The 20,528-nt window shown below is 39.7% G+C and carries 16 protein-coding genes and 1 tRNA gene; 4 read left to right on the forward strand and 13 right to left on the reverse strand.

Annotated features, from left to right (window positions below; all coding sequences use genetic code 11):
- Positions 1-15: 15 nt before the first annotated feature.
- The 4 genes from EHQ31_RS05025 to rlmN all read right to left on the reverse strand — a co-directional run bounded on the left by EHQ31_RS05025 (position 16) and on the right by rlmN (position 5,281).
- Entirely contained in the window at positions 16-2,019 is a 2,004-nt protein-coding gene (locus EHQ31_RS05025; protein ID WP_135570137.1) for a methyl-accepting chemotaxis protein, read from the reverse strand.
- Positions 2,020-2,248: 229 nt separating this feature from the next.
- The gene (locus EHQ31_RS05030) at positions 2,249-3,955 is read right to left on the reverse strand and encodes an ArnT family glycosyltransferase (RefSeq protein WP_135570138.1); all 1,707 of its coding nucleotides are present in this window, start codon (positions 3,953-3,955) and stop codon (positions 2,249-2,251) included.
- The gene (locus EHQ31_RS05035) at positions 3,952-4,236 is read right to left on the reverse strand and encodes a Cys-rich protein (protein ID WP_135570140.1); all 285 of its coding nucleotides are present in this window, start codon (positions 4,234-4,236) and stop codon (positions 3,952-3,954) included. The genes EHQ31_RS05030 and EHQ31_RS05035 overlap by 4 nt, the downstream gene beginning before the upstream one ends.
- A complete protein-coding gene (rlmN, locus tag EHQ31_RS05040; RefSeq protein ID WP_135570142.1) occupies positions 4,223-5,281 on the reverse strand; it encodes a 23S rRNA (adenine(2503)-C(2))-methyltransferase RlmN in 1,059 nt (352 codons plus the stop codon). Before rlmN ends, EHQ31_RS05035 begins: the two co-directional genes overlap by 14 nt.
- 218 nt (positions 5,282-5,499) lie before the next feature.
- On the opposite strand from rlmN, the gene EHQ31_RS05045 reads away from it, so the two are divergent.
- Entirely contained in the window at positions 5,500-6,819 is a 1,320-nt protein-coding gene (locus tag EHQ31_RS05045; RefSeq protein WP_135570144.1) for a sterol desaturase family protein, read from the forward strand.
- Here EHQ31_RS05045 and EHQ31_RS05050 read toward each other — a convergent pair.
- Both EHQ31_RS05050 and EHQ31_RS05055 read right to left on the reverse strand, forming a co-directional pair.
- Positions 6,816-8,798 carry an LTA synthase family protein gene (locus EHQ31_RS05050; protein ID WP_135570146.1) on the reverse strand — a complete coding sequence of 661 codons (1,983 nt, stop codon included), beginning with the start codon at positions 8,796-8,798 and terminating at the stop codon, positions 6,816-6,818. The genes EHQ31_RS05045 and EHQ31_RS05050 overlap by 4 nt on opposite strands.
- A 71-nt stretch (positions 8,799-8,869) precedes the next feature.
- Positions 8,870-10,105 (reverse strand): PQQ-dependent sugar dehydrogenase, encoded by a 1,236-nt coding sequence (locus EHQ31_RS05055; protein WP_135570148.1) that lies wholly within the window; start codon positions 10,103-10,105, stop codon positions 8,870-8,872.
- A gap of 74 nt (positions 10,106-10,179) precedes the next feature.
- Here EHQ31_RS05055 and EHQ31_RS05060 point away from each other — a divergent pair, with 74 nt between their 5' ends.
- Positions 10,180-10,482: a transmembrane 220 family protein gene (locus EHQ31_RS05060; protein WP_135570150.1), complete on the forward strand. Its 303-nt coding sequence runs from the start codon at positions 10,180-10,182 to the stop codon at positions 10,480-10,482.
- A gap of 99 nt (positions 10,483-10,581) precedes the next feature.
- Here the strand turns inward: EHQ31_RS05060 and sufB are convergent, their stop codons facing one another.
- The 4 genes from sufB to EHQ31_RS05080 form a co-directional block, all read right to left on the reverse strand.
- Complete coding sequence (sufB, locus tag EHQ31_RS05065; protein ID WP_135570152.1) at positions 10,582-11,976, reverse strand: Fe-S cluster assembly protein SufB; 1,395 nt, start codon at positions 11,974-11,976, stop codon at positions 10,582-10,584.
- 35 nt (positions 11,977-12,011) lie between these two features.
- Positions 12,012-12,605 (reverse strand): peroxiredoxin, encoded by a 594-nt coding sequence (locus EHQ31_RS05070; RefSeq protein WP_100790359.1) that lies wholly within the window; start codon positions 12,603-12,605, stop codon positions 12,012-12,014.
- Positions 12,606-12,640: 35 nt separating this feature from the next.
- A complete protein-coding gene (locus EHQ31_RS05075) occupies positions 12,641-14,149 on the reverse strand; it encodes an ATP-binding cassette domain-containing protein (RefSeq protein WP_135570154.1) in 1,509 nt (502 codons plus the stop codon).
- A gap of 182 nt (positions 14,150-14,331) precedes the next feature.
- Positions 14,332-16,923 carry a hypothetical protein gene (locus EHQ31_RS05080; RefSeq protein ID WP_135570156.1) on the reverse strand — a complete coding sequence of 864 codons (2,592 nt, stop codon included), beginning with the start codon at positions 16,921-16,923 and terminating at the stop codon, positions 14,332-14,334.
- 162 nt (positions 16,924-17,085) lie between these two features.
- Between EHQ31_RS05080 and EHQ31_RS05085 the strand changes: the two genes are divergently transcribed.
- Positions 17,086-17,490, forward strand: coding sequence for a PaaI family thioesterase (locus tag EHQ31_RS05085; RefSeq protein WP_002973585.1), 405 nt, complete (start codon positions 17,086-17,088; stop codon positions 17,488-17,490).
- A gap of 4 nt (positions 17,491-17,494) precedes the next feature.
- Positions 17,495-17,581 (forward strand) — tRNA-Leu (locus EHQ31_RS05090).
- An 8-nt stretch (positions 17,582-17,589) separates the two neighbouring features.
- Here EHQ31_RS05090 and EHQ31_RS05095 read toward each other — a convergent pair.
- The 3 genes from EHQ31_RS05095 to EHQ31_RS05105 are packed head-to-tail and all read right to left on the reverse strand — an operon-like array spanning position 17,590 to position 20,523.
- Positions 17,590-18,363: a hypothetical protein gene (locus tag EHQ31_RS05095; protein ID WP_135570159.1), complete on the reverse strand. Its 774-nt coding sequence runs from the start codon at positions 18,361-18,363 to the stop codon at positions 17,590-17,592.
- A gap of 18 nt (positions 18,364-18,381) precedes the next feature.
- A complete protein-coding gene (locus EHQ31_RS05100; RefSeq protein ID WP_135570161.1) occupies positions 18,382-19,728 on the reverse strand; it encodes an N-acetylmuramoyl-L-alanine amidase in 1,347 nt (448 codons plus the stop codon).
- Positions 19,729-19,770: 42 nt separating this feature from the next.
- Positions 19,771-20,523 (reverse strand): hypothetical protein, encoded by a 753-nt coding sequence (locus EHQ31_RS05105; protein WP_135570163.1) that lies wholly within the window; start codon positions 20,521-20,523, stop codon positions 19,771-19,773.
- Positions 20,524-20,528: the final 5 nt, after the last annotated feature.

Consider the following 20,528-nt stretch of genomic DNA (forward strand, 5'->3'; position numbering starts at 1 on the left):
CATCTAGCGACCGATTCATTCGTTTTTTGCGATGGTAAACCGCTTTGTGATCGTACGCAAGGTTTCTGCGGCATGTGATAATTTTTGTGAAGAGGAAGCCACCTGGTCCGATCCTGTGGCAATGTGCATGGTTTCATTATTGATTCCAATCACAGACTGTGAGATTTGTTCTATGGCTCGTTTTTGTTCCTCAATGGCCCCACGAATCGATTCTGACTCCCTTCCTACTTCATTGGAACGTTCATCTACTTCTCGGTTATAGTTCAATTGTGCCTTTGTCGCTTCCGAAAGTCGTTTCATCACATTTTCCACTTCGGCAATATCCCGGATGATGAGGTTGAGTAGCTCCAGCGAAGAACGAATTCCTTTAGCACCCTCCTCCAACTCTTTGCTATTTTTTCCGATCATATCCTCTATGGCTTGGATGGAATGAGCCGTTTTGTCGGAAAGTTTGGAAATCTCTTCGGCCACAATGGCAAACCCACGACCTGCTTCCCCTGCCCTTGCCGCTTCAATGGCTGCATTCAGCGCCAGTAAACTGGTCTGGTCAGAAATTTCGTCGATGATCCCAATCACTTCTTTCATTTCTGTGGAAGATTCCAAAATGACATTAATCACTTCCTTCATCTGGTTTAGGGACTCACCACCTAATTTGGCCTGTTTGGTAATGTTTTCTGTATTGGCGAGGGCTGCCTTTGTATCCTTTTCGATTTGGATGGCACCTTGAGATAGTTCTAAAATCTTTTCATTGAATTCGATAATATTATTATGTTGTTTCGATGTGGAAGCCGCTGTTGTCTCCATACTGGCTGCCACTTCTTCTGTTGTGGCTGAAATTTCTTCTGCTGAGGCGGCCGTACCTTGAGCCATATCTGAAAAACTAGAAGAGGAATCCCGCAATCCTTCGGCCGAAGATGCAATCTCTTCGGCCACAGATTGAATTTCTCCGAGAGAGTTTCTTATGCTTTTCACAAAGCCATCCAAGGCAAGGTTCATTCTGCCAATCTCATCTTGATTGGTAAAATGAAATGACTCGGTTAAATCTCCCTTGGCCATTTTATCTAAAATGACAACAGAGTTTTCTAATGGTAATAATCGTTTTTTTAGAAACCGAAACACTCCAAACACCACAAGGGCTGTAATCAAAAAAACAACCACAACGGCAAATATAGCCACTTGGATGAATCCTGAATTCATATCGGATTTGGGAAGAACGACTCCAATGATGGTATTCCATTCTTCTAATCGTTTAACGAGAAAAGCAAAGTCCTTTCCATTTTCGGTATATTCAAAATAGGCTCCGTCTTTTGCCTCTAAAATGGGGCGGCCTTCGGGAATTTTACTTAAATCTAACTTTAAAATTTTGGATTTATCAGGACCTGCAAATACAACACCTTTTGTGGTAATGGCAGTGATGTATCCATTGGCTCCTACGTGGATTCCTTCTCCCATTCGTTTTGAAACTAGTTCTAAGTTTAATGCAATCCAAAGAATTCCAATTAGCTCCCCATTTTCTTCAATAGGATAAGATACTAGACTCACCGGCAAACCTGTGATAGGTGATTCTTGGACAGATCCAATCAAAAACTGTTTTTTTAGCGCTACGACAACATGGTCTCCCGTTTTAGATTCTTCTAATTGATAACCAATGGACCGAGGAATTCCTGCGGCAAAAATTTTGGCGTTTTGAACGGGTGGAGAAAGAAATATATTTTCATATTCGCCATTTGACTCGCGCATAATACCCACAAGCAGATCTGTGGCAAACTTAGATTTGCCTGATTGAAAAGAGTCTTTGATTTCTCTTTGTTTGGAAAGGATGCCTGCAATGCGGAGTTGTGATTTATAATAATTGGAAAGTTCGGCTCCGGCACTTTTGCCGGCGTTTTCCATTTCTCCTCGGTAAACTTTCAATAGAAGTCCCCAATTCAAATACAAAATGAGAGCCGATACGACTGTAGATAAAACTAAAATGGAAAGAAATGTATAGAGACCAAGAATGTATTTTAAACTCTTCATATATCCAGTATGTGACGTGTGATGGTAAAATTTTAACGATGGAAATCTTTGAAGGAATGAAATAAATTTCCAATCAGACAAACTTCTTCTTCTGTTTCAATGGGAAACAATGTTCAGTTAAGATAAGTCCGCAATCGATTTTTTGCAGGAAGGAAACGTGGGCAAAAAAAAAAGGCCCTGATTTGACATCGAAGGGCCCTAAAAACCAGACTTACACAATTTAGCCTAGTTATACTTTCGAGTTTTTAGAAGATTTCCCCTGAATTTTTTTTAGCCAAACCAAAGAAATTTTCTTTGTGACAAGGTTTCTGGTCTCTTTTTTCAAAAAAGCAATCGTAGGAGTGGCCACTTTGAAGGATTCCCTTTCCAGAACCGGTTCGATCGTATATCCTGAACCTGCAAATTCTTTTAATTGGCTTAGTTTTTCTGAAGGCAAAATGAGTAGCCTTTCTGGTTTTTCTGACCAAAGTCTGTCTAATTTTTCCCTATCATACACATTGCGAAAGTTCCTTTCGGCATAAAAACCGTAAGACCGTTTCGAATTTGACAACCAAAAGGTATACACAACTGGTTCGTTTGGTTCCAGTTCTTTGATTTTGGCGCCAAATTCTTTTGCTGGTTGGTAACTTGTGAGTAGCGGATAAAATTGCAAACTAATGGAACTAAAAAACAAAGTAGCACCGACGAGTGTGACAAGCACTTCCAATGGAATGAGTTGGGCAAGCAACATGATAAGTAAAATTCCAATCGCTCCAAATACATAATAAACAATGCCTACCTCTGCTACAAAGACAGGAATGAGAAAATACCCCACGAGATAAACAAGGCCTGCGATGAGAAAAGAAGGACGAAGTCTTTCCACACTCGAACGAAATAAACTTTCTTCCGCTATCTTTCCAAAATAAAGTGCAGCTCCTGGAAGCACCCAATACGTGTATTGCGGGAGCGGAAATCTGGAAAAAGAAATCAAAAACAAAAAGAGGAAAACCCAAAAAGGAATCACAAAGTCGATGTCTTTGTAATCATTTGCACGGATCTTCCGAAGTATTTCCTTCCAACCAAGGGATTTGATATAATTGTAAGTGCGAAAGGCAATATAGATGATCATAGGCACTACTCCACTAAAGAAGGCCCATGAAAAAGATTTATAAAAGTAAAAAGGATCAAACTTCACATCATACATTTCTTTGTAGAAACGACCAAAGGATTGGATCCACAAAAAGAAGGAAGGTCCATAGGAATTAAAACTTTTGTATAATAGAACACACCAAAAGGCAGGAAGAGAGGCAAGAACAAGCAGTCCCGTTGGCACTCGCATCGATAGAAGTAATTTCCAGTCCCTACGAAATAATATATCCCCGCCAATGGACAAAGCTGGAATGACCACAGAAATTGGGCCTTTGGTGATAAATCCCATAGACATCATGAGATACATCAAGTAGAAGTAATTAGGATTCTTTTTTCTACCCAAATAGTAAAAGTGATAAGTAAACACCAAGTAGGCGGTAAGATACACATCGATTTTTGGATCCACAACCATAGCGTAAAAACCAGGTGCTAAAAGATAAGCAAAACAAGCCAAGTATCCTTGTCTTTCTTTTCCACCCGTTAAAATGGTAATACGATAAATAGAAAAAACAGAAAGCAAACTAAGGAAAATGGCCGGAATTCGAAAGGCAATATTACTGATTCCAAAAAGAGAAAAAGAAGTAGCAATCGTCCAAAACGTAAGGATTGGTTTATCTAAGTATCTTCTACCATTATCAAATAAAGTAAAAAAATCGCCGGATAACACGAGTTCACGGCTGATACTTGCATACTGAGAACTATCAATATCAATCACATCCAAAGGAAGGGTGAACAGAACAGGAAGGGATGCTAGAAGTAATAAAATTCGATAAAAAATTCTTTCAGAGGCGTTTAGTGTTTCTTTCATTCTAAGGTACCAATTTGAATCAGGCATTGTCCAAATCCTTTGCAGGAATTGGGTTCTTGGTCATAACATTGCAAAATATCACTATTATGTGTGGTACATCCATCCATACATTGGATCCTACCTGTGCGTTTGACATCAGGTGCTAACGTGAGTTTTAGTTCTTCTTCTGTACAAGAAATAAAAACTTCACAAGCCGCTTGGCATTTTTTTTCCACAATATCTTGGCAATTAACTAGAAACAGAGTTAACGCCAGAGTTAAGATCCAATTACCGTGTTTCACTTCGAATTCCTTTTAACGCTAACATTCCACAAGCACCATTGATGTCCCGACCGGGGCTTCTACGGTTGAGGATAGGAGCTGTTGTTTTAGCTTTGAGATGCATTACAAAATCTTTTACTTCCTCATCGGTTGGTCTACGCCATCCGGTAAAATCTGTATTGAGAGGAATCACATTGATTTTACATTTATTAACAGAACGAGAAATTTTGGCGAGTCGTTCCGCGTTGTCTCTACCCATATTCACATCAGGGATCATTACATATTCGAATGTAATGGCCCGATCAAGTTCCTTGGTGAATCGTTTCGCTGATTCAATCAATTTCTCTAACGGATGTTTGTCGTTTACATCCATCACCGAGGATCGAGAGTTAGGATTTGGATGGTTGAGAGAAATAGCAAAATTGAAAGGTTCTTTATTTTCGATAAACCGATTGATCCCTGTGGTGACACCGGCAGTGGAAATGGTAATTCGGAGTGCACCTAGACCAAACCCTTCTTGGTCTCTGAGAATATGGGCAGCCTTCATTACAGAAAAATAATTGTGCATGGGTTCCCCCATTCCCATAAAGACGATATTAGTGGCCTTGTCGCCAACTAGGCGTTCTACTTGCAAAACTTGATCGAGGATTTGCCAAGTATGGAGATTGCCCTTGTATTCCAAAAGTCCTGTGGCACAAAATTTACAATTGAGTGTGCAACCAATTTGCGAAGAAATACAAATGGTTTTTCGTCCTCCGTCGCCGGAAGGAATCCAAACCGCTTCAATCTCTTTGTTTTCCCCCACATAAAAAGTAAACTTACGTGTCCCATCTTCTTTGGATGCTAAGTCTCGGCCCAGTTCAATTTCTGGAAAGGAAGTATGTAGTTTTAGTTTTTCACGGACTTCTTTGGATAAGGTGGTAAACTGGTCCAAGTGCGTGTAACGGCTCTTATAGATGCCTGTATAAATTTGTGCCGCCCGGTATTTTTCCAAACCCAAAGAAACACAGATTTCTTCTAGTTCTTTTTTGGTTTTCCCTTTGAGAACCGGTATTTCCTCTTTCATTTGTTTGGATTTCCCACCTTTAAGCCAATCTTTTCGTTGCCCCCTGTCGGGACAAGGATTTCAGCTGATTCTTTTAGACATACCTTAGATTCTTTCCAGAAACAAGTCTAAAATTCAAAACGAAGAGATCTCTTTTTTTGGAAAATGATTCTGTCAAATGGACATTGACTTACATACTGTGATTCAAAAGCCTAGTATCTAGTGAGGGAAATTTACGAATGAATAGCGACGCCTTTATGGAATATGCCTTTATCGTCATGGTCGCATTGATAGGAATCGAAATCTTCGTTTCCTATATCAAAGGCAAACAATACTACCGGTTAAATGTTCTCATTGCCGATGTAAGTACGGGTGTGATCTTTGCACTGATTGGAGTGGTCATTCTGCTCGGTGCACTTTATGTTTATGACAAAATAGAAACTAACTTTTCGCTCTCCGCCTTGGGTTACCATTTTTTTCCTTTGGAAAGTCCGTTTCAATTCTCCCCTAGTTTTTCTATAAACTGGCATGCCCTAGGAGCCTGGACTTTTGCTATCGTTTTTGCTGATTTTGTTTATTACTGGTTTCATAGACATTGCCACGAAATCAATTTGTTTTGGGCCACACATGTCACCCACCACTCCACACAAGAAATGAATTTGTCAGTCGCCTTCCGGGGAAATGGACTTCAAAGAATATTCGAATATATTTATTTTCTATCGATGGCACTTCTTGGAATTCCTTGGGCGATGTTTTTACTGAGCCACCGAATTCTAAAAGTATATCAATTTGTGGTTCATACTCGTTTTATTGGTAAACTCGGAATTTTCGAAGAGTTTATGGTAACTCCTTCAAACCATAGAGTCCACCACGGGGTGCAAAAAAAATACATCGACCGTAACCACGGGGGTATCTTTATCGTTTGGGACCGAATGTTTGGATCCTTCGAATGGGAAACAGAAGAACCAATCTATGGATTGACAAAACCTGTTAATTCCTTCAACCCCATCACTGTCAACTTACACGTGTTCAAGGATATGTTTTTTCAAATTCTGGAATGTAAATCTTTCGGCGATATATTTAAAACTATTTTTGGGCCTCCTGGATGGAAGCCAAGTTACCTTATTACAAGTGCAGACGAGGCACCGGAACCCACAAAAATTTTAAAATACGATCCAAAACCTCCAATGGGAGTGATGATCTACGTAGCACTCCAAGCAGCAGTTCTTATGGCTGTAGGACTTGTGATTTGGAAAGTTGCCAAAATCAATTTGGAAAAAGATATGGTAACACTTGGAATTCTATCTGTTGTCATTATCTTTAGTTTGTTTTCGATTGATCGAACGATGGAAATGAAACGATGGTCAAGAAGAACGGAAGTGGTACGAAACGTTTTATTTATTTTGGCTTTTGTAGCGGCTTTAGTGTATTCCAATATTCCGAATATTGAAATTTTTGCCATTCCACTCATCGGCCTCTCGTTTGTATCCCTTGTATGGATTCTCATCAAACGAAAGACCTTCTTTGATTTGAGTAATATTTCAAATACTTGGTATTAGTTTTTTATCTCTTTTAAAACGGACTCCGAAGGGAACAATTTGTTCGACTTCAGGAGTTCGTCTCCTAAATTTAAAAACGCCTTTGTTTTATCCCCATGTTTTTTACATAAATTGAAATCTTTATAACAAAGTCCCAAATCCACAAACGGTGGTATTATGGTTTTGGTTTCCCCTTGTCCACCAGACACAGATTGGTAATACAAAAAATCATCCTCAATCCATCCAAAGATATTTCCATAAGCAAAATAGGCTGATGTTCCTTTTACTTTTCTTAAATCACGACCCATCACACTAAAGTATACTTCCCTTTCCATAAACCCAAGGATGGTAGGTATCAAATCTAGTTGGGAAGTGAAATCTTCTCTTAGTTCTGGTTTGATTTTTCCCGGAGCATAAATGAGTAAGGGAACGTTTCTATCTTCATAGTAGTTTAAAAACCTGTGGTGGCTATGATCAGAAACAAAAAAGAAAATCGTATCTTTAAAATAAGGTGCTTTTTTTGCTTTTTCCATATATTCGTTCAAAGCAAAATCAGCATAATGCAGAACATTTAAGTATTCACTGTCTTGAGTGGTAGATTCAAACAAACGATACTTTTCCTCAGGAACTTTGTAAGGGTAGTGTGTGGTTCCTGTATGAATCACTGAGACAATTGGTTTTTCCGGTTTTACATTCAGGAGGCGTTTGTGCATGGCATCGAGTGATGACTCATCCAAATAACTCCAAGGTCCCGTTTTATATTCAGGATTTTTTTCTAACTCAGTTTTACCAACCAGAGTATCAAAACCCCAATGGTACATGATACTTCCTTTGTTATTAAAACTAAGATCGGTTCCTGTCACAAACAAAGTTTCATAACCAATGGTTTTTGCAATATTCCCAAGCCCAGAAAACCGGTTGAGGATTTGCGGTGTGCGAACCGCTGTTAGGCCCGGCCTATCAGGAATTCCACCCATCAATGCCATAAGGCCGTTTGTGGTCCTTCCCCCACTGGCAAAAAAGTTTTTAAAGAACATACCTTGGCGGATCAGTTGGTTAAAGTAAGGAGTGACAACTTTTCCATCCACTTTTCCCGTTCCAATGATATCAATGAACTTTCCAGTCCAACCTTCAAGGACCACAACAACGATATGTGGCAAAGGTTTTGTTGAAGTAACTGTTGTTTTACGAAGGAGAGGATACTCTTCACTCACAAAATTTGCGCCGGGATAAGCCACTTCCTTTTGGACAATCGCACTCGCCTCGGACAACTTCATAAAATGGCGGTCATCCACTTTGGTCATCTTTAAGTCTGTGATGACAGTAAAACCCGGATTGAGAACCAAATCATTGATGATGGTTTCCTTGGTAATGATGGCATCACTCGTACGAAGGGGACTTGTTTGGATTCCCCCGCGAATTCCTAAAACTAAAAGTGCTAGGACCACAAGGAATTGGAGACCAGCCCATTTATAATGTAAATTCACATGGGAATAAGGGAACTTGGATTGGATTTTATAAATTCCAAATCCAATCGCGGAAATCACAACAATTCCGATTAAAAACAAAAAAGGATTTTGAGAGAAGGCAGATCCAACGAGTGGCAACATCTCAAATCCAAGATAAGCAAAAGCCTCGTATCCTAAATGTTTGTTTCCATTTTCATAATAGATCAAATCCGCAATGAGAAGAAAAAGAAGCAGAATGATAAAAATAACAGGTAAGGTTCGCCAAACTGCCCTATAGATTTTATTCCGATTAAAAAAGTGCAAACTCGAATAGAGCAAACTTACACCGAGTAACACGCATAAGACGGATATATCAAACCGCGCCCCTTTTAGAAAGGCTTTTAATAAAATCCAAGTTGATTTATCATGAATCCGGTAAGAATACATGGCAAAAAAAGTAACACGGTAGATGGTAAGAAATACGATTCCAAGACCCGCAAGGAGTAAATGGAACCGAATGTAAAACGGCAATTTAGAAAATAGTTTTTTCATAAATAAAACTTAAAGAAACTTCCATAAAACTAATAAAGATAAATCAATTGTAACATTGTCTGGTCCAATGATTACGGTTTTACCATTTTGTAAATGGTTCCCGATTGGTAATCTGCCACAAAAATTTCTCCCTCATTGTCCCGACCAAAGGTAGGAATGAGTAAGTTCCATTTTCCAAGGGCTATCGTTTCTGTGACCTTTATATTTTCACCAGGTTTTGGTACAGGAATCGCCCAAATTTTACCTTGGATAAAATCTCCAAACACATACATTCCCTTTAAGTCAGGAATGGCAGATCCAGTATAAACATAGCCACCGGTGATGGATTGTCCTTCGTCTCTGCCGTATTCATAAAATGGTGGTTGGTAAAGGCCAAGATTACATCCATCCGTAAAACAATGGAAACCTTCGGTTTGGTTCCATCCATAGTTTTTACCGGATAAAATGATATCCACTTCTTCGTAAGCATCTTGCCCCACATCTGCTACAAGCAAACGCCCGTCAGGTGAAAAACTCATCCTCCAAGGATTACGAATTCCGTATGCAAAGGTTTCCGGAGCGAAACCCGCCTTTCCCACAAAAGGATTGTCCGTAGGAATGGAATATGGTTTTTTCGATTGGGTGTCAGGAGTGGGGCTAATTCTTAAAATAGAACCAAGGAGAGTATTCGGATTTTGTCCGTTGTTTTTGGGATCTGCTCTCCACCCTCCGTCCCCAAGACCAATGTATAATTGTCCATCGGGACCAAAGGCCAATTGCCCACCATTGTGGTTGGGATAAGGTTGCTCCACTTGCAATAACACTCGTTCGCTGGTTAGCTTCATAGAATCGTAGTTAGTTGGATTTTCTACAACCCATTCGGAAACGATGGTGACATCTTTATTTGCAACAGACTTTACATAATTGGTATATAACTTGGATTGTTTGGGATATAGCGGGTGAAAGGCCAAACCAAGAAGCCCTTCTTCACTGTCAGTGATCACGGGAAATTTAGTTAGCACACGGCTAATCTTTTTTTCTCTGTGGAATAAAATCATATTCCCTGTTTTTTCTAGGGCAAATAAAAAGGGACTGTCACCCGGTGGGAACTGGATGTCCGTTGGCTCTTTAACTTTTACCACTTCTTGTAAAGAAATGGATACTTGTTTGCGGTTTGCATCGACACCCATAAAAAGAGGTTTGGATCCGAGGACCTGGCCATCGGTTTCATACTTTTTATTGTAACTTTTTAAAATACTGCGACCTATATCGTCACAAGAAACAGACATAGACAAAAAAGAAAATAAGACAAAGGTTTGGATTTTCATAAACTTAGGTTCCCACAATAAGATAATTGGCTTGGATTTCTCTCCGCAATCAAAAAACTTAAACGAACAAAGCTATGAAACTCTTTCGCATCCTATCTGTTCCCCTTTTCCTTTACTTCGCCTATTTGCAATTGAACGACCCAGATCCTTATCTTTGGTTCCCGATCTATGCCTTTGTGGCATTGATTGCCCTTGCCAGTTTGTTTCGTCCAGTGCCTATGTTTGTGGGATGGACCCTCATTCCCATTTATCTAGTTTTGTCAGGGTATTATTTTGCCCACACACCCTACTTTGGAATGGAAGTGGAAGAAGTGAGAGAATTTTTGGGACTTTTGATTGCCAGTGCAGCGGTAGCACTTCTTATTTTTAAGAAATAAAAACCATATAGGTTCAAACGTTACGAGAAATGATCTAGGAACGGGCTGAACCAGTTGTAAATGAAAAAAGGGAGTTAATAGAAAGGGAGTGGCCGAAATTTATTTTTCGGCGATCACCTTTCCATCTTCTAAAATCATTTTGATGAGTTTAGTCATCTCAACAGAATACTCTACATCTAAATGTTTTGTGACCCCTTCACAGAATCCATTGATGATGAGTAATTTTGCATCATCTTCTGACATACCTCGGGATTGAAGGTAAAAGAGTTGGTCGTCGTCAATTTTAGAGACAGTGGCTTCGTAATTTAAAGTTCCCTCTTCTCCTGATACATCATTGTAAGGATAGGCATGAGACTGTGACCTATTGTCCATCATCAGTCCATCACATTTGATATGGCTATACGAACCTTTACTAGATGGTTCAAATTTCACAAGACCACGATAGGAATTGATTCCTCCATCGAGGGCCACACCTTTCGCAAGAATATTGGACCTGGTGTTTTTACCCACATGGATGATCCGAGCCCCCGTATCTTGCACTTGCCCACTTCCTGCAAATGCCAAAGACAATACGTCACCCGTAGAATGATCGCCTTGTAAAATGATCCCTGGGTATTTGATGGTATTGGCACCAATATTACAATCGGTCCAAGTGATATGAGCGGCTTCTTCGCAGATCCCTCGTTTCACGGTCCAATTGTACATATTCTTTTTCCAGTTTTGGATGGTGGTATAAAAGATTTTAGAATTCTTTTTGGCTACGAGTTCGACCACAGCGGTATGAAAATTGGTTCCTTTATCTTGGACAGAAGTACAACCTTCGCTGTATTCCAAATGTGCACCCTCATCAGCAATCAGAAGTGTTCGTTCATATTGTCCGGAACTAGCAGCTGTTACTTTAAAATATGCTTGAAGAGGCATGGGAGTTTTGACTCCCTTGGGAATGTATGCAAAAGATCCACCGCTAAACACAGCAGAATTCAGTGCCGAAAACTTATTATCACCGATGGTGACAACGGTTCCCAAATATTCACGAACGAGTTCTGGGAATTCACGAATGGCAGTATCAATGTCACAGAAAAGAATTCCAAGGTCAGTGAGTTCCTTTTTGACATTGGCATATATGGTTTCGGAATCGTTCATGGTTTCGATTCCAGCAAGGTATTTCCTTTCGTGTTCAGGAATTCCTAATTTTTCAAAACTACGTAGAATTTCAGGATCCACTTCGTCCCAAGATTTTTTCTTTTTTTGGTTGGAACCTACGTAATGGACATAGTCATCGATATTGATATGAAATTGCGGAATGAATCCCCAAGTCGGCATCGGTTTCTGTTCATAAACTTCAAAAGCCTTTAAACGAAATTCGGCAAGCCAACTTGGTTCATTTTTAATATGGGAAATGGATTCAACAACCTTACGAGTGAGTCCCTTTGGAAAATTATCAGGTTTATAAAACTCGAAAGAAACCTTGTCTAAGTCGGCTGTCGATTCCATTGTATCTCCCTTCTCTACTTGTAGAGAATTCTAAATTAATTTACAGAAGCGAAGTAAGCTTTGGATCCAGTAGGATCTGCTTTCATCGTTTTCTTTCCTTCGTCCCAGTTTGCAGGGCAAACTTCACCGTGTTTTTCCACAAATTGAAAAGCTTTGATGAGGCGAAGTGCTTCTTCAATGTTACGTCCTACTGGTAGGTCGTTAACAGTTGCTTGGCGAATGATTCCCGCTGGATCGATGATGAAAGTTCCTCGAAGTGCGACACCTGCATCAGGGCCTGACTCGATCAGAACTCCAAAAGACTTTGCAATTTCTTTTGTTTTATCAGCGATGAGTGGGTATTTGATCTCACCAATACCACCTTCTTTTCTGGCAGTTTTTTTCCAAGCTAAGTGTGAAAATTCGCTATCAACAGAAACTCCCAAAACTTCAGCTCCGATCTTTTTGAAATCTTCGAGTTTTGCATCGTATTCAATAATTTCTGTCGGGCAAACAAATGTAAAATCGAGTGGATAGAAAAACAGTACCACCCATTTTCCTTTGTAATCTGACAATTTGATTTCTTTAAAACTGTCCCCGATTACAGCTGTCGCTTTAAAATCTGGGGCATGTGATGTCACTTGTGGCATAAAGTCACTCCTTAGAATTATTCTAAGTACAATGATTAGATTCTGTCTAGATGTTTTTGGACGAGCGACAGGTTTTCCAAACACCATTCCTCTTTTGCCAAAGTTTCGACAAACCGCCGGTCGTGACTCACCAAGACTAAAGCAGAACCTAATCCGGTCAGAGATGTTTCTAATGCTTCCAAAGATTGGAGATCTAAATGGTTGGTGGGTTCGTCTAATAAAAGTACCTCTGGACTATTTTCCAAATGAAGTGCCAGGAATAGTTTTTTTCCTTCCCCGGGACTCAGGGCCTTTGATTCCGAAAATCGTTTGGGATCACTTCCTAGTCTGTGTATCCTTGAAAGAACCTTGGCTTTTGTTTCATCCGGTAAATTTTGAAATTCCTCAAGTAAAGCGGCTAATTCGTTTTTTGAAAATTCTTGTGGTAAATACAAATAAGGAATCCCCTTCTCTTGGAAAGTTTTCACTAAATACCTGAGAATTGTGGACTTACCTGCACCATTGGGGCCTGTGATGGCAATTTTTGAATCCGGAAGGATTTCCAAATGGAAGGAAAGTGAAAAAGACAGAATATCCAAGGAGATAAATTCATCATCGAACATAAATAAGGTGTTTCTTTTGGAAGAAACACCTTTCCATAGAATTCCTAAATTTTCCTTTTCAGGAAGTTTGCCCCAAATTTGTTTTTCTTTTAGTTTGGAATGTTCTGTTCTTCTTTCGATTTGGTTTTTCAATCGGCCTGCTTGGCCATCTTTACCTGTCACTCGGGCTAAGTTCTTTTTTTGACGGCCGTCATGGTCATGCAGATCAAGTCCCTTCTTTGATCTATGTTTATGAGAAAGACTTGCTTCTTCCCTTCTTCGTTTCAGTTCGGCATCCAGTTTTTTACGTTCCGTCCTTGCGATTTCCCAATCATGAATTCTCTCTTCGGCTTCTCGTATCATTTGAATTTTACCCGCAGAATAATTTCCTGGGCGCTTTGAAATAAAGTTTTTTTCCAAAAATACACAAGAGGTAGTCACCTCATCTAACAAAGACCTGTCGTGACTGATGAGTATTCCAATTCCTTGGTAATGCAAAATGGCATCGCGTATAATTTGTGTACTTTTTGAATCAAGGTGGTTTGTTGGTTCATCCAAAAGCAAAACATCCACATTTTTGGACAAAGCAATAGCCAAAAGAATCCTTCGTTTTTCGCCGAAACTGAGAAACTCATATTCCTCTACCGATTGTATTTTGATTTCGAGTAAACTTTTCCAAAATCCGGATTCTTTGGAATCATCGTAAAGAAAATAAGACAGTTCCTCTTCTGACATTTCGGTTCCTTGCGAAATTGTACAAATAGAATCATTTCCTAAAACAAGACCCTGGGTTGGAATGATTTCCCCTACGATGAGCTTCGCTAAGGTAGATTTTCCACTTCCGTTTTTCCCGACAATGCCTGTCCAACCTTTTGAAAAATGAAGGTTTAGATTTTGAAATAGTGGCTCAGACTGCGATTCAAATTGAAAGGTTAAATTTTGAATGGTAAGATGATCGGACATGCGACAAACTCCTGTTTTTCCAAAAAGGGAAATAGGTAAGCAAGTCTTGTCCTAAGCGTTAGGAAAAGTGTGGAATTGAAATTTAGTTTTTTGTGCTTACCTATTTTTGGTTTCGCAATCTCATCGGATTATACCTCTTTTACATTTATTAGACTGAGAAAATAGAAAAAAGTTGTAGGGTGTTAGTTCCCTTTAGCCATTAAGAATTTTTCCATAAACTCTGTGATGTCACGGATGTTTCGATTGATCATCTTACGAAGTTCCGGTGGAATATTTTGTGATTTAATGACTCTATAATAATTCAATGCATTCTTTAACATCTTACGACGTGCAAACTCTTGTGCCTTCATTAACATCGGTTTGTATTTATAATATGAGTATTCCATAATAGAATAATTCTTAGACAAACGGAAAGCATGAGGAATTTTACCAAAATCGTATGTGAGAGTTAAAAATGGGGCATCATCGGCTTCGGGGGGTTTGAGTTCCAAAACCCCGTGGATGATTTTTTCTGGTTCCTCTTCTGTGGCTTTTTCTGCCATCTCGTCCAGAGGGATGGGAGATTCTTCCTCAGCAATCTCACCTAAGTTTCCATCAACAATTTCAATTTCAGGAGCTTCCGCATCCTCAAAGGATGGCCCTTCCGCTTCTTCCGGTAACCCTGCTTCTTCTCTTCTTTTGCGTTCCCGAAAAACTTCATCAGCATCAGGAAGTCCAATTTTTAGATCTTCACTGGCAAGTGGCCGGTTAGTGAGTTCTACTTGGATTGGTAAATCCGTTTCAATGATGGTTTCGGATTTGTTGGAATCAGTTGGTTCTTTAGGCTCAGGTTTTGGCTTAATTAATTTATCAGTTTGTGGATCTACTGGGTCGGGAAGTTCTAGTTCCCGACGCAGAGCATCGGTTGTTGATTCTAACCAATTCGGCTCTTCCTCTAACGGACGTTCCTGGGGATGAAGTGGCGGTTCTTTTTCATCCCGGCGCAAATCATTAGGATCAGGGAGATTAATAGGTTCAAGATTCCAATCCTCAGGTAGTTTTAATCCAGGTTGGTCAGGAAAATATGGTTTTAGTAAATCATTAAGAGAAGCCTCTTCTCCTTGGGCCTCTAATTCCTTGGCTTTTTTTTCAATTTTCTTTAATGCCTGGTTTTTTAAGAACTCTTCTCTTTCTTGGAAACGATCTTTTTTTCGTCGATCTTCACCCGACCTGCGGTCCTTTCTACCAGCAATATTGGATCTTCGATCTTGATTTTTTCGACGTTCCTCCCCTGACCTTCTGTCCACGAGGGGCAGGTCTTTGAATTGTTTCCAATCGCGAGAAAAGAAAGTATCTTCGGGAAGATCCAGTTCGGAAATATCTTTTTTAGAAATTTGGTCAGCAAGCGTTTGTAAGTCGATTGGTTGTCCAGGAACTCCGATAGACCCAGGAATTCCTGTTCCGCCCGGTATACCTGGTTGGCCTTGCATGTCAGGAGGAACATAAAAAGGACCAACAATACCGGAACCTGGTGGTGCCATTGGTGCCCCAGGCATTCCTGCTGTCAAACCACCCGTCGTTAAACCTTGATTTAACGATTGTAAAAGTTGTTCTTGGTTTTGGAGGGCTTTTGAATCAATTCCAGGAGCTTGTGCAGAAGATTGTAAAAATTGATAAACAATCGGATGAACTAACTGGTTTCCCCCAGCCACATTTTGATTGATTTGGGGGCTAGACATGGGAGTCTGTGCCGGTGAAGCCCCCTTTCCTCCTTGAGGTGCCGTCTCTACCATGTTCGGTGGTAAAGGTGGAGGTGGTAACCCTGGACTTTGTCCAGGGTTTTGCTGAGGTGCCTGAGGTATTTGCGGAAAGTTAGGTGGTGGCGAACTTTGTGCAAACTGAATCGCACGTGCAATGGAATCCGCAAATAACTCTGATACTTCCTTCAGTGCAGAAACAAGATCTGTTAAATCTCTATCTGGGTTAGTTGCACTTCCTGGCTTTGATTCCTTTTTTTTAGGTTTCTCTTTGGGAGAAACATCTGCTTTGGGTTTGTCACCTTTACCCGGTTCCCCTCCTTTTGTTTGCGGAGGGTTGTCTTCCAAAAACTCCTCTAAGTCTTGGATGTTTTTTTTGATTTTTTCTTTGATCTCTTGGTCAGGAATCCGGTTTCCTGTCCTTTCAAAAATCTCTATCGCTTCTTCTACTTGTTCGGCTTCCACAAGTGCTTCTGCATTCAGTAGTGGCCTTCTATGAAAGCTATACTTTGAGTTTTTTGAAATGATATCATCGGCAGAAAAACTAATGTCAGGTTTTTCTTTTCTCTGTCTATCACTGGATGCAGATGAATCGGAACTTTCTTCCCCAAACTCACCTAACGGAAGATCGCTGAGGGACTTTGGAGGTTTTTGTTTTTTCCGTCTTTCACTCCTTCCCGACTTTGGTTCTTTTCCCGAACTTACACTTTCGGATTCACCAGTCTCTTCTTCACTTTCAGCTTCAAAATCGGATAATCTTTCAGAAAGTGGTTTTGGTTTGGATTTTGGTTCCTTTCGATCCGTTTGGAAATTTAATTCCTGTCCTCGTCCACCCTGTTGTGAAGCTTTTTCCTCTCTAGATGGTTTTGCTCTTGATTGAGTTTCCTCAACCTCAGTGCTCTGCCTTTGTTTTTGTCTTCGTTTTTGCCTCGGACTTAAATCTTCATTGGGCCGAGCTCCGCCCTCGCTTCCAGCGATCTCCTTGAGGTCGGCACCTGCGCCGGAAAGACCGAGTAACATCATGAGGGTGGTTAACATATAAGGGTTCTACTCTTTATTTTCGAGGTTTGCTATGTAGTAACTTTAGGTATAATCAAAGAATATTCAATTTCCTAGCATTTTACGGGGGTTTTTCAGTCAAAATGACCGCAAGTTCTTTTTCTGCTTGACACAAGAGAAATTCTTGCGTTTCATGGTGGCATGAAATCCGTTGCGAAAAAAAATCTCAGCTTTGCTTCCTCACCGGACAATGCAGACGGGTTGCAGTTAAAAATCACATTCGACGAAGACACAAAAACTGCCTTCGGTGATTACACCTGCCCCGAAAAATACCAGGGTTTACCAGATCAAATCCACCCAGGGATTATTTCTACCATCTTGGATGAAATCATGGTTAAGATCAACGAAGCGATGAATTTCGAAACCACAACAGGTGAACTCACCATTCGTTTCTTGCAACCAGCAAAAGTGAATGAGCCATTACACTTACGTGGATGGTTTGTGAAAAAGAATAAAAAAATCATAGAAAACCGTGCTGAAATAGAAAATGAGATCGGCAAAATAGTGGCCCGCGGAAAAGGTAAATATATCGAAGCTGAAGACTGATTATGCCGATGTGGTGGAATTGGTAGACGCAGTGGATTCAAAATCCACCGATGGTAACATCATGCCGGTTCGATTCCGGCCATCGGTACCAACAGTAATTTAGTTCGAACTCCTCTCACAAGCCTTTAGATAAAAATCTTCTTCGATTCTGTCTATGGCTTGTAAGATAAGGTGGATTTCTTCCTCCTTCATCTCGTCAAAGATTTTCCTTCCCTCTTTTAAAATAGACAGTCCTAAAGATATTCCTTTTCGATCTTCCTCTGTATACAGACTTCCTTTGGATTCCATCTTTAGAAGAATATCTTCCATAATCAGTATGATCTTTCTAATGAGTTCTGCATCCGAAAACACTTTAAAAAGGGCACCTATGTCCTTTCGAAAGGCATCTGCTTTTTCTTTCTCCACTTTGGAGATAAGAAACTCCATCGCAAACTCTGAGCCGAGTAATCCTATTTGGTTTTCCACAAGGTCAAGTTCTGTCACAAGTTCCTCTTCAAACTGGTGGGCTGTCACATAGGAATGTAAGGCGGCAAGTCCCGCTTTGAGTGCCATAGGAAAATGTTTTCCAAATCGAAAAATCGACATAGCCAAATTGCCAAGGATTCCCCAAATTTTTGTGGGATGATTCACAAAGCCAGATAACGCATCAAAGGCGGAATCTAATTCTTTTCGTTTGGAATATTCTGGATAAAGGTATTCTAAAAAAAAATAAAGTAATTGGTCAATTTTTGAACGAGGGATAGAACTAAACTCAGGATAAAGTTTTAAATTCTCAGGTGAATACCTCTTTTGCAAAGAATTTTGATACATTAGAATCAATTCTCGAAAGAGAGGATGGTCTAAAACTTTGGAAGATTCTTTTTTTGGTTTCATAGACTTTTTTTATATTAATTATAAAACATCATCAAAATAAGTTTCATACCGTTCCCAGTTTACCTTTTTTCCTTTCGGCTGGTATGGAAGCTTTGAATTTTTTTTAACATCCAAACCTACAAACAACGAGTAAATACCTACGGCCAAGGAGATGGCCGTTTCTTTTTTGTTTAAAGTTAAATACTTCATATCACGGCTTCGATTTACATAACCAATTTCAATAAAGGCACAAAGAGCATTGATATAAGTAGGTAAACTATAAGTAGAAATATATGGTTTTTGGATGGGACCAAGTTCTGGGTAAGGAGAATCTTTTTCTTTCAATTGAACTGGTAATCCATATTGGACAAAACGCATAAGTTCCTTAGACACGTAATGGTTATCACCACCGAAACCTTCTTTCCCCCCTTCCCTCCTCCATTCCTCTTTTTTCCCTTTTTCCCTTTCCCAAAATTTCCCAGTTTCTGCAAAGGATTCATGGTTTGTTGCATAAGGGCCAGGTTTTCCAATTTGTTTTTCCCAATTCGAATCGTCAGCGTAGCGCCAACTAACCATATTTTGGCGGTATCCTTCAAATTTGGAAAGGTCTGTATCTTTTCCATTTTTTTTAGACCAATACCCGTGAAAGTAGATCCAAGTATCAGCAATCGCATTTTCTAATTTGGACCAACCTGATTGAAAGATGAGCCATTCCGACCAAGGACCATTGACAAATCCATTTGGTGAACTTTTTTTATCTGAGATTTTTTTTAATTTAGAAAAGGTTTTATAACCAGGAGTGAGAACCGCTCCCATCCCTCCCGTTTGACCTTTACTTGCAGGATTCAAATGTAAGGACAAAACCAGATGCGGTTTTAATTCATTGATTTTAGAAAGCCTTCCCTTTCGCCTCACACCCGTTTTGGGATCCGGAAAGTCGTACAAACGGTATGCGGCATTCGGATCTTCGGAGCTCGGATCATCGTCAAAGGAAGATTCACGGGTAAGTTTACTTTCCAAAATCACTCTTTGAAAATCTGTTTTTTTAGAAAATAATTTGAGATAAACTTCAAATTCTTTCCAACCAGCTTCCGTTTCCGTGAGTTTTAGTATTTTGTGTACTTCTTTTGCTAAATCAAGGACAACCTTTCTCTCTGTTACGTTGTGATGTTCTGTTCCTTGTTTGTATGTTTCTAAGTAAGTTTGAGTGACACTATCGTATTTGTCCCCATGTTGTGCCTTGGGATCTTTGGCAATTCCTCCATGACCAGGATCCACCACAATCCGAAAGACAGGGACTGCTTCCAAAGTGGAAACCAATACTAAACTAAGAATGATTAAAAATTTATGTAATTGTATAGAAGAAAAAAAGACCACGATGGTCATTCTCCGTTCACTAGCGAACGGAGAAAAGAAAAAGTTTAGGCCTTATTTAGCGCTTTGTTGTTGTGCAAAGATTTGATTTCGATTATCACTTAAATCTTTTCCGTATTTATCGGAAATGGCTTTTTTATCTGCCTCCGCTTCTTTGAAGTCAGAAAGAATTTTAATACCGTAATCTTTTGCAATTCGGTAGTGAACAATCGAATCATAAAACCTGTCTTCTCGAGACATATCAGTTGCTAGTCCCATTTGTCCATAGGCAATACGAAGTTTTTGTTGCGCTTCTGCGATTTCACGGTAAGGAACGATGACCTTAGATCCTTCCCCGGAATTTTCCACGAGTTGGGTTTGTTCTTGGTTTGTGATCACATCTGCACATTCAGCAAGAAGGTTTTGAGTTTTTGTATCATAATTTTTAGCAAATTTTCCAAGAAGAGCAGTAATGTCTTTTTCCAAAGTAACCATCGCTTTACCAGAAGCAATATAGGCGCGGCGGTAGTAATAACGTAAAACGACTTGGTAGTCTTTTTTGATTTTTTCGAAAGCAGTTTTAGAATCAGGCACTTCATCGCCAAAATTTGCAGTAACAATTGTTAGAAGTTTGATAGCATTGATGACTCGGTCTTTATTATTTTCCGAAATGTTTTTGTATTGTTTTCGTTCTAAATTATTACCTTGATCGAGTTTGTCTAGTTCCTCGATAGACTCTTTCCCTTTTTCTTGGGTACCCGACTCCTGGGCTGAGATAGACAAACAAAAGAAACAAAACAAAAGGATGATGAAACTATTTTTTAACACGGAAC

This window comes from Leptospira montravelensis (genome assembly GCF_004770045.1).
GTDB lineage: Bacteria > Spirochaetota > Leptospiria > Leptospirales > Leptospiraceae > Leptospira_A > Leptospira_A montravelensis.

Coding starts and splice junctions, on each gene's coding strand:
- EHQ31_RS05055 (WP_135570148.1), bottom strand. CDS start 10,105: ATGAAAATCCAAACCTTTGTCTTATTTTCTTTTTTGTCTATGTCTGTT.
- EHQ31_RS05060 (WP_135570150.1), top strand. CDS start 10,180: ATGAAACTCTTTCGCATCCTATCTGTTCCCCTTTTCCTTTACTTCGCC.
- EHQ31_RS05050 (WP_135570146.1), bottom strand. CDS start 8,798: ATGAAAAAACTATTTTCTAAATTGCCGTTTTACATTCGGTTCCATTTA.
- rlmN (WP_135570142.1), bottom strand. CDS start 5,281: ATGAAAGAGGAAATACCGGTTCTCAAAGGGAAAACCAAAAAAGAACTA.
- EHQ31_RS05045 (WP_135570144.1), top strand. CDS start 5,500: ATGAATAGCGACGCCTTTATGGAATATGCCTTTATCGTCATGGTCGCA.
- EHQ31_RS05075 (WP_135570154.1), bottom strand. CDS start 14,149: ATGTCCGATCATCTTACCATTCAAAATTTAACCTTTCAATTTGAATCG.
- EHQ31_RS05070 (WP_100790359.1), bottom strand. CDS start 12,605: ATGCCACAAGTGACATCACATGCCCCAGATTTTAAAGCGACAGCTGTA.
- EHQ31_RS05100 (WP_135570161.1), bottom strand. CDS start 19,728: ATGACCATCGTGGTCTTTTTTTCTTCTATACAATTACATAAATTTTTA.
- EHQ31_RS05095 (WP_135570159.1), bottom strand. CDS start 18,363: ATGAAACCAAAAAAAGAATCTTCCAAAGTTTTAGACCATCCTCTCTTT.
- sufB (WP_135570152.1), bottom strand. CDS start 11,976: ATGGAATCGACAGCCGACTTAGACAAGGTTTCTTTCGAGTTTTATAAA.
- EHQ31_RS05030 (WP_135570138.1), bottom strand. CDS start 3,955: ATGAAAGAAACACTAAACGCCTCTGAAAGAATTTTTTATCGAATTTTA.
- EHQ31_RS05025 (WP_135570137.1), bottom strand. CDS start 2,019: ATGAAGAGTTTAAAATACATTCTTGGTCTCTATACATTTCTTTCCATT.
- EHQ31_RS05080 (WP_135570156.1), bottom strand. CDS start 16,923: ATGTTAACCACCCTCATGATGTTACTCGGTCTTTCCGGCGCAGGTGCC.
- EHQ31_RS05085 (WP_002973585.1), top strand. CDS start 17,086: ATGAAATCCGTTGCGAAAAAAAATCTCAGCTTTGCTTCCTCACCGGAC.